Below are 8,737 nucleotides of genomic sequence, written 5' to 3' on the forward strand. Positions count from 1 at the left end.
CACTGCCATCGGGAGCAAGCCCCCTCCCACAGTTGATCTCTGTGGAGGTTGAAGTCGGTGTTCAGAAGGCAAAGGCGCCGTCAAACACCGGCTTGTCATCCAGCGCCAGCACCCCGCTGGCGAAGATCAGATCCAGGTGATGGCTGCCTTTCTGCCCGCCGCCCAAGCCAAGGTGCAAGCCGCAATGGCGCTCTTCGAAGCCGGCGTTGCGCGCATACAGATCCTTGACCCCTTCATTGGTGCCAATTCCCAGCTCCTCCACACGACGGTTGGACGGGTTGGCGTTCAGGTATTTGTTGAAGTCATCCGCCAGCCCGGGCACGTCACTGGCCACGCTGCAAACGGTCGAGTTTTCGATCCACAGCTCCAATGGCGATTGCAGAACGCCGTATTTGCGCGCAAAGGGGATGGTGCTGAGGAAGGTGCCGACAAAGCGCACCTGGCCATTGATGGCCTCGCTGTGGGTGGCGATTTCGCCGGGGGCCAGGTCGTGGTTGCCCACGCCGTTGATATTGGTCCACTTCTTGATGCTGCTCAGCGGCGCCTCCAGGCGTGAGCCGTGTTTGTCGGTAAAGCTCAGCACGCGGGCATCGGACATGCGCCGGATCAGCGTGGCGTTGAGGTCGGCGATGCGCTGGGGCTCGACGCTGAAAGTGTCGTAGAAGTAGTCGCCATAATCCTTGAACAACAGGGATTTCTTCCAGTGCTCGGCCATCACGCCTTGCAGGGCGCGGATAAAGTCCGGGCCTTCGGCGCGTGGGTTAGGCAGAGTCGAAGAGTCGTAGAGAAACAGGTAGAGGTCACAGGCCTCGATGGCTTGGGCCAGGGCTTCGCTGGGCGCCAGGTCCAGGCGCTGTACCTGGAAGTTGAAGCGCGCGGCGCTGCCTTGGATGATTGCCTGGGCGATGGCGTCGTAGCGGTCGGTATGGCCGAGCAGCACGGTCGGGCGGTTCAGGCTGTTCAGGGCCGGATGATGAGCGAGGTAGTAGAGAAAGTGTTCGACGGCGCGGGCCTTGTCCATGACGTACGTCCTTTGATGCCTTGGGTAAGGGGGGCAGGTGCCGTGCACAGCACCTGCCGGATGCCTGCCGTTTCTTAGAAAGGCCACATCGCGGTGCCGAACGGCACCACGGCATCGGCTTGCATCATTTCAACGGCGGCCTCATGGGTCGGCGCTTCAAACCAATCGTCGAGTTGCAGTTCGGTTTCCAGGTCGTTTTCCAGTGCTTGCATGGTGTATCTCCTAGAGGACGTTGTTTGAGAACGGGCATGCCAGCGGGCTTCGCTGGGCAAGTTCAAGAACCTAGGCGAGAGCGTTTCAGAATGCAAAAAATTTATTGACACGGTCTCATTTGAATTTTTTGTTCTGTTTTTTCGGCGTTGATTTTTTTTCTGAAAAAACAGAAGGCTGGCTGAACCGATTGATCAGGTTTTTCCTACCGACAATTTTCCGTTAGATGACAGATTGAGCTGCCTGTAACGCTGGTTTTACGGGTTGTAACAATATATTTACAGGTTATGCCGGGTATTGGGGGGCATGGGCTGGCCGTAAGGAATCTCTGACAGATTGTCGCGGTCGCTTGCAGAGGTCGGCCTCAAGCTGTCGAGCGGTGTACAATGCGCCGCGTTTTACTGTGACTCCCTTGCGTACCCACGCCAAAGGCCAAGACCTCAGGGTTATCACCCCTGATCACTCCGCCCGGCCACGAGCCGGACGGGTTCGATTTCGTCACAGATAAAAACAAACAGGTGACGCATGACCGTTAGAAAGACGCTGTACTCCTGGTGCCTGCGCTGGGGTTTGAGCGGCGCTGCTTGAGTCGAGATTCAAGACAGCAACGTGCATTCAACATCATCAAACCTTGCGTGAGACCCTTTTCATGAGTGGACCCCATTCTTCTTCAGGCGAGTTGAAACGCGGCCTGAAAAATCGGCATATCCAGTTGATCGCCCTCGGGGGCGCCATCGGCACCGGCCTGTTCCTGGGCTCGGCCGGGGTGCTCAAGTCCGCCGGCCCATCGATGATCCTGGGTTATGCCATCTGTGGCTTCATCGCCTTCATGATCATGCGCCAGCTCGGCGAAATGATCGTCGAAGAGCCGGTTGCCGGCTCCTTCAGCCACTTCGCCCACAAGTACTGGGGCGGTTTCGCCGGCTTCCTGTCGGGCTGGAACTGCTGGATTCTGTACATTCTGGTGGGCATGTCGGAGCTGACCGCCGTCGGCAAATACGTGCACTACTGGTGGCCGGAGATCCCGACCTGGGTCTCGGCGGCGGTGTTTTTCGTGCTGATCAACCTGATCAACCTGGCGAACGTCAAAGTCTTTGGTGAAGCGGAGTTCTGGTTCGCCATCATCAAGGTCGTGGCCATTGTCGGCATGATCGCCCTGGGCAGCTACCTGCTGGTCAGCGGCAACGGCGGCCCGCAAGCCTCGGTCAGCAACCTGTGGGATCACGGTGGCTTTTTCCCCAGCGGCGTCAGCGGCCTGGTGATGGCCATGGCGATCATCATGTTCTCGTTCGGCGGCCTGGAAATGCTCGGCTTTACCGCCGCCGAAGCCGACAAACCACGCACGGTGATCCCCAAGGCGATCAACCAGGTGATCTACCGCATCCTGATTTTCTACATCGGTGCCTTGGTGGTGCTGTTGTCGCTGACACCCTGGGACAGCCTGCTGGCAACCCTCAATGCCTCCGGCGATGCCTACAGCGGCAGCCCATTCGTGCAAGTGTTCTCGATGCTGGGCAGCAATACCGCAGCGCACATCCTCAACTTCGTGGTGTTGACCGCGGCGCTGTCGGTGTACAACAGCGGCACCTACTGCAACAGCCGCATGCTGCTGGGCATGGCCGAGCAGGGCGATGCGCCACGGGCTTTGGCGAAGATCGACAAGCGCGGTGTGCCGGTGCGTTCGATCCTCGCTTCAGCGGCGATCACCCTGGTGGCGGTACTGATGAACTACCTGATCCCGCAACATGCGCTGGAACTGCTGATGTCCCTGGTAGTGGCCACCTTGGTGATCAACTGGGCGATGATCAGTTACTCCCACTTCAAGTTCCGCCAGCACATGAACCGCAGCGGCCAGGTGCCATTGTTCAAGGCGCTGTGGTACCCGTACGGCAACTACCTCTGCCTGGCGTTCGTGGCGTTTATCCTGGTGATCATGTTGATGACTCCCGGCATCCAGGTGTCGGTGTATGCGATCCCGGTATGGGTGGCGTTCATGGCGGCGTGCTACGCCATCAAGCACAAACGCAGTGCGCAGCAGGCGCTGGACGCGACAGTGTCGGTGTCCGTGGCGAAGTAAGCGCAAGGTGTGATCAAGCAAACCCGGCCATGTGCCGGGTTTGTTGTTTAAGGGCGTGAGCAGAGATGCATTCGCGTATCCTTGGGGCTTCCCTTCAGAGGTGCCTGCTGCTCATGCTGGTGATTTCCAACACCGTCCACCTGCCCGACGCCGAGATCGAGCTCACCGCCATACGCGCCCAGGGCGCCGGCGGGCAGAACGTCAACAAGGTGTCGAGCGCGGTGCACCTGCGCTTTGATATTCCGGCCTCGTCCCTGCCGGAGTTTTACAAGGAGCGCTTGCTGGCGCTGCGTGACAGCCGCATCACCAGCGAAGGTGTGCTGGTGCTCAAGGCCCAGCAATATCGGACTCAGGAACAGAACCGCGCGGATGCGCTGGAGCGTCTGGTGGAGCTGATTCTCAGCGCCACCAAGGTCGAGAAGAAGCGCCGTCCGACCAAGCCTACGCTGGGCTCCAAGAAGCGCAGGCTGGAATCCAAGACCAAGCGCGGCAGTATCAAGGCCGGGCGCGGCAAGGTCGACTTCTAGGCGTCCCGTGTCTCGCGGGCCTTGGGCGCCTGGCGGTACAGGTACACACTCAGCAGCAAGCCACCGGCGGCTGCGAGGGCGGCGAACAGGAAGATCGACGCAAAGCCGAAGCCTGATGCCACCGCCCCGGCGAGCGGGCCGGTGATGCCCAGCGACAAGTCGATAAACAGCGAATACGCCCCCACCGCCGCGCCGCGGCTGGACGCGGGCACCAGGTTGACGGCCTCCACACCCAACGCCGGAAACACCAGGGAAAAGCCGAAGCCGCTCAACGCCGCCCCCGCCAAGGCCAGGTGGGCATTCGGTGCGAGCCACAGCAACAGCAGGCCGAGGACCTCCACCGACAGGCAGGCAATCGCCACGCGAAAACCGCCGATACGGTTGATCAGGTTACCGAACAGCAGGCGCGCGCCGATAAAGCTGGCGCCGAACAGGCTCAAGGCCCACACCGCGTTATCCCAGTGCTGGGTGGTGTAATACAGGGTGATGAAGGTGGCGATGGTACCAAAGCCGATCGAGCCCAGCGCCAATGCGCAGCCGTGGGGCAGTACGCGGCCCAGCACATTCATGAACGGCAGGCGCACACCGGCCACGATCGGTGCGGCTTCCTTGTTCCAGGCCAGCAGCACGCCCAGCACCGCCAGCAACACGATGCTGACACCCATGCTCCACAGCCCGAACTGGCTGACCAGCAACACCCCCAGCGGCGCACCGACGGCCAGCGCGCCGTAACTGGCGATGCCGTTCCAGGAAATGACCTTGGCCGTATTCGCGGCGCCGACCCGGCCGATGCCCCAGCCGATCGCACCCGATCCGACCAGGCTTTCCGCGCTGCCCAGCACCAGTCGACCGATCAGCAGGCTGCCCAGGCTCACGGCCGGCAGGCTGGAGAACCAGGCGGCCAGCAACATGAACACGCCGCTCAGCCCGCAGCCGACCAGGCCGATCAGCACGGCGCGCTTGCTGCCCAGGTTGTCGATGATCTTGCCGGCGTACGGGCGGCTCAACAGGGTGGCCAGGTATTGCACGCTGATCACCAAACCAGCGATGACCGCGCCATAGCCCAACTGACTATGCACATAGCCCGGCAACACGGCCAGGGGAATGCCGATATTCAGGTAACCGATAAAGGTGAACAGCACGATGGAAACGACTTGCAGCGTGACCGCCATGGGGCGCTGGGTATCTGGCATGAGAGGGGTCCACTGTCGCAGCAGGTAAAGATAGGCTGCTAATGATACCTGTCGCTGGGGGCGGGCAGGGCGGCTAATCTCAAAAAGGCTGGATCAAGCCCCCATCAGGATTTAGCGGGCGCCAGTAACTGCGTGGTGACCAGGGCCGCCAAGGCGTTTTCCTGGGTGCCGAAACGCTTGAGCAGCACGGCTTGTTTTTCGGGGCTGAGGCGGTTCCAGACTTCGACCATCTGCAAGGCAGCATCGAGTACGGCGGCGTCGGGGGAAGCAGGGAGGGTATCGGTCATAGCGGGTATCTCGGGTGATGCAGGCCGTGTGGAAAGCGCTTCAACGTTGCGCTTTCCATACGGTCTGGTACGGCTTCAGCCTTGGCGTTTGCTGTCGGCTGGTTTTGCTTGTTGGGTCTCAGGCTGTTTGTTGCCGGCCTGCTGCGGTGTTGGCTGCTCAGTCGGGTGCAGGCTTGGGAAGGGGAGATTAGGGATCTCGTGCATGTGGGTCGCTCCTCGCAAGGTCTGTTTTCAATCGCAGGTAATTGCGCGCTCTCAAAAAGCCTTGGCAGGATACAGCACTGAAAATGACAAAAAGATTTTAATGTCGTCGGATGCATGAACTTTCATCGTCCAGACGGTCGCGTGGTCAGAACGGCACCTTGCCCAGAATCATGTCGCGGTACATGACGAAGTCGCCCAACAGGCTGTAAAACGGGTGTTGGAAGGTTGCCGGGCGGTTCTTTTCGAAGAAGAAGTGGCCGATCCACGCAAAGCTGTAGCCGGCGACGGGCAAGGCCAGCAGCAGGCCCAGCGAGCCGCGCCCGATGGCATAGGCCAGAATGCCGATCACCAGGGTGGTGCCGATAAAATGCAGGCGACGGCAGGTGCTGTTGCCGTGCTCGCGCAGGTAGTAAGGGTAAAACTCGGCAAAGCTGTTGAATTGCTTGACGTTTTCCATGCTGGTCGGGCCTTTGACGGTGATGCCGCTCGGCAGATGTTCGGTGGGTAGCTTATTTGAGTCTAGAGTGATCAGTGGTAACAGCCAGTGACAATAGATGCCACTTTAGTATCCTTGGCTTGCTGGTTGCCGGATAAGCCTGCTTTCTAGAAGACGACGCCATGAGTGAACGAACCACTTCTGCAAGCTGGGCGATGGGTATAGTCAAGGCATTGGAAATGGACGGCCTGGATTGCCGTGCGTTATTCAAGCAGTTGGGCCTGGATTACAGCGCTCTCAGTGACCCTGATGCACGCTTTACGCAAGACTCCATGACCCGCCTCTGGCAGCGGGCCGTGGAGTTGTCGGGCAACCCGGCCATCGGCCTGAATATGGGCAAGGTGGTGCGCCCGGCGTCGTTTCATGTGGCCGGTTATGCGCTGATGTCCAGCAACACGCTGGCTGAAGGCTTCATGCGCCTGGTGCGTTACCAGCGCATCATCGCCGAAAGCGCCGACCTGAGCTTTCGGCTGTTGTCCGAAGGTTATGCACTGATTCTGACCGTGCACGGTGATCATCTGCCGCCCACCCGGCAGAGCGCCGAAGCTTCGCTGGCCTGTGCGTTGGCGCTGTGCGGCTGGCTGAGCGGCCGCACCCTGCAACCGCGCAAAGTCATGTTGCAAGGCGACCAGCCAGTGGACCTGGCGCCCTACAAGCAAGCGTTTCATGCGCCCTTGGAGTTCAATGCGCCCTACGACGCGCTGATTTTCGAGCGTGCCGATATGGATGCACCGTTGCCCACGGCCAACGAGGCGATGGCGCTGCTGCACGATCGGTTTGCCGGTGAGTACCTGGCGCGCTTTTCCGAGAGCCGCGTGACCCATAATGCCCGCCAGGTGCTGTGCCGCCTGTTGCCCCAGGGCGAGCCCAAGCGTGAAGCGGTGGCCCAGACCCTGCACCTCTCGCAACGCACCTTGCAGCGCCGTCTGCAGGAGGAGGGCACCAGTTTCCAGACGTTGCTCGACGACACCCGTCGTGAACTGGCCGAGCAATACCTGGCGCAGCCCAGCATGACCCTGTTGGAAATTGCCTACCTGCTGGGGTTTGCCGACCCGAGCAATTTCTTTCGCGCATTCCGGCGCTGGTTCGACGCCACGCCCGGCGAATACCGTACGCGTCTGCTGCAGACGTCACAGGTCAGTGACGCCAGAACGCCGGGATACACAATACAAACACCGTAATAATCTCCAGCCGTCCCAGCAGCATGCCGAACGACAGGATCCACTTGGCCGCATCGGGCAAGCTGGCGAAGTTGCCGGCCGGGCCGATGGTTTCACCCAGGCCCGGGCCGACGCCCGATACCGTGCTCGCCGCGCCGGTCAATGCGGTCATCCAGTCCAGGCCCAGCAGCGACAGGGCCAGGGCGATGGCACAGATGGTGATGGCGAAGAAAAACGAGAACGTCAGAATCGAACGCACGATTTCTTCGTCGAGGCGATGGCCGTTGTACTTCTGCTTGATCACCGCTCGCGGGTGAATCAGTTGGTTCAAGTTGGCCTTGAGCAGGATGTAGGCGACCTGGAAGCGGAAGATCTTGATCCCGCCGGCCGTGGAGCCCGAGCAGCCGCCGATAAAACCCAGGTAGAAGAACAACATCAGTGAGAAGTTGCCCCAGATGCTGTAGTCCCCCAACGCAAAGCCGGTGGTGGTGACCACCGAGGTGACGTTCACCGCCACATGGCGCAGTGCATCCAGCCAATGCAAATCGGTGGTCCACCAATACCAGGTACCCAGCACCAGCCATGTCACGACCAGCAACGCCAGCAAGCCCTGCACCTGCTGGTCCTTGATCAGCGCTCGCCGGTTGCCACGCAAGGTGGCCACGTACAGGGTGAACGGCAAGCTGCCGAGGATCATTACCGCCACGGCAACCCAGTGCACCGCCGGTTGTTTCCAGTGCGCCAGGGATTCGTCGGAGGTGGAGAACCCACCGGTCGAAATCGCCGACATCGCATGGTTGATCGCGTCGAACAAGCCCATTCCCGCCCACCAGAACGCCAGGCTGCCGAGGATGGTGATACCGACATAAGTGGCCACAATGAGCCGCGCCACCATGTGCGAGCGTGGCATGACCTTCTCCGAGCGGTCAGAGGATTCGGTCTGAAACAGGCGCATGCCACCAATGCGCAGCAGCGGCAGAATCGCCACCGCCATGCCGATAAAGCCGATGCCGCCCAGCCAGTGCAGCAGCGAGCGCCACATCAATATGCCTGGGGACATGCTGTCCAGGCCGCTCAGCACGGTGGAACCGGTGGCGGTGATGCCGGACATGCTTTCAAAAAACGAGTCGGTGTAGCTGATGTGCTGGGTCAGCAGAAACGGCAACGCGGCGAAGATGCACACCACCAGCCAGCTGCTGACCGTCAGCAGGTACATGTCCCGAGGACGCAGGTGGACGTGTTCGGGGCGGCCAGGGATGACCAGGGCCAGGCCCGCGAGAAATGTGATCAGGCTGGCCCACAGGAACGAGGGCAGGTCGCTGGTGCGTTCGAAGATCACCAGGGTCGCCATCGGGACGACCATGGCGATCGCAAGGGTGATCAGGAAGATGCCGATGATGAAACCGATGATGCGTAGGGTCGGCAACGCCATGAAGAAAGCTCGGATGTGGGAGTGGCGCCATTCTACCCGTGGTGCGAGTCTTGTAAACCGAGGGGGGCAGGGCGACCCGGAGCAAAATGTGGGAGGGGGCTTGCTCCCGATGACGGCGGGTCAGCAGATA

Annotated in this window: 9 protein-coding genes; 3 read left to right on the top strand and 6 right to left on the bottom strand. The window is 60.6% G+C overall.

All coding sequences use genetic code 11. The features are described 5' to 3' along the window. Positions 1–61 precede the first annotated feature (61 nt). Positions 62–1,021 (bottom strand): leucyl aminopeptidase, encoded by a 960-nt coding sequence (locus ACQRBT_RS13710; protein WP_412047406.1) that lies wholly within the window; start codon positions 1,019–1,021, stop codon positions 62–64. A 74-nt stretch (positions 1,022–1,095) separates the two neighbouring features. Then, positions 1,096–1,233, bottom strand: coding sequence for a hypothetical protein (locus ACQRBT_RS13715; protein WP_003175756.1), 138 nt, complete (start codon positions 1,231–1,233; stop codon positions 1,096–1,098). 647 nt (positions 1,234–1,880) lie between these two features. Here ACQRBT_RS13715 and ACQRBT_RS13720 point away from each other — a divergent pair. Together ACQRBT_RS13720 and arfB are read left to right on the top strand one after the other, a co-directional pair. Beyond that, positions 1,881–3,308: an amino acid permease gene (locus ACQRBT_RS13720; RefSeq protein ID WP_090368916.1), complete on the top strand. Its 1,428-nt coding sequence runs from the start codon at positions 1,881–1,883 to the stop codon at positions 3,306–3,308. A 113-nt stretch (positions 3,309–3,421) separates the two neighbouring features. Continuing rightward, positions 3,422–3,835, top strand: coding sequence for an alternative ribosome rescue aminoacyl-tRNA hydrolase ArfB (arfB, locus tag ACQRBT_RS13725; protein WP_412047405.1), 414 nt, complete (start codon positions 3,422–3,424; stop codon positions 3,833–3,835). On the opposite strand, the gene ACQRBT_RS13730 is transcribed toward arfB, so the two are convergent. The 3 genes from ACQRBT_RS13730 to ACQRBT_RS13740 form a co-directional block, all read right to left on the bottom strand. After that, positions 3,832–5,028 carry an MFS transporter gene (locus ACQRBT_RS13730; RefSeq protein ID WP_060754146.1) on the bottom strand — a complete coding sequence of 399 codons (1,197 nt, stop codon included), beginning with the start codon at positions 5,026–5,028 and terminating at the stop codon, positions 3,832–3,834. The two genes, arfB and ACQRBT_RS13730, sit on opposite strands and share 4 nt — an antisense overlap. A gap of 104 nt (positions 5,029–5,132) precedes the next feature. Continuing rightward, positions 5,133–5,315, bottom strand: coding sequence for a hypothetical protein (locus ACQRBT_RS13735; RefSeq protein WP_090368921.1), 183 nt, complete (start codon positions 5,313–5,315; stop codon positions 5,133–5,135). Between the two features lie 349 nt (positions 5,316–5,664). Beyond that, positions 5,665–5,976 (bottom strand): DUF962 domain-containing protein, encoded by a 312-nt coding sequence (locus ACQRBT_RS13740; RefSeq protein ID WP_060754144.1) that lies wholly within the window; start codon positions 5,974–5,976, stop codon positions 5,665–5,667. A gap of 161 nt (positions 5,977–6,137) precedes the next feature. Between ACQRBT_RS13740 and ACQRBT_RS13745 the strand changes: the two genes are divergently transcribed. Next, positions 6,138–7,196, top strand: coding sequence for an AraC family transcriptional regulator (locus ACQRBT_RS13745; RefSeq protein ID WP_205344716.1), 1,059 nt, complete (start codon positions 6,138–6,140; stop codon positions 7,194–7,196). Here ACQRBT_RS13745 and ACQRBT_RS13750 read toward each other — a convergent pair. After that, positions 7,153–8,607 (bottom strand): TrkH family potassium uptake protein, encoded by a 1,455-nt coding sequence (locus ACQRBT_RS13750; RefSeq protein ID WP_060754142.1) that lies wholly within the window; start codon positions 8,605–8,607, stop codon positions 7,153–7,155. The two genes, ACQRBT_RS13745 and ACQRBT_RS13750, sit on opposite strands and share 44 nt — an antisense overlap. Positions 8,608–8,737 lie beyond the last annotated feature (130 nt).

The organism is Pseudomonas sp. R19M, assembly GCF_050312585.1.
In the GTDB taxonomy this organism is placed as follows: domain Bacteria; phylum Pseudomonadota; class Gammaproteobacteria; order Pseudomonadales; family Pseudomonadaceae; genus Aquipseudomonas; species Aquipseudomonas palleroniana.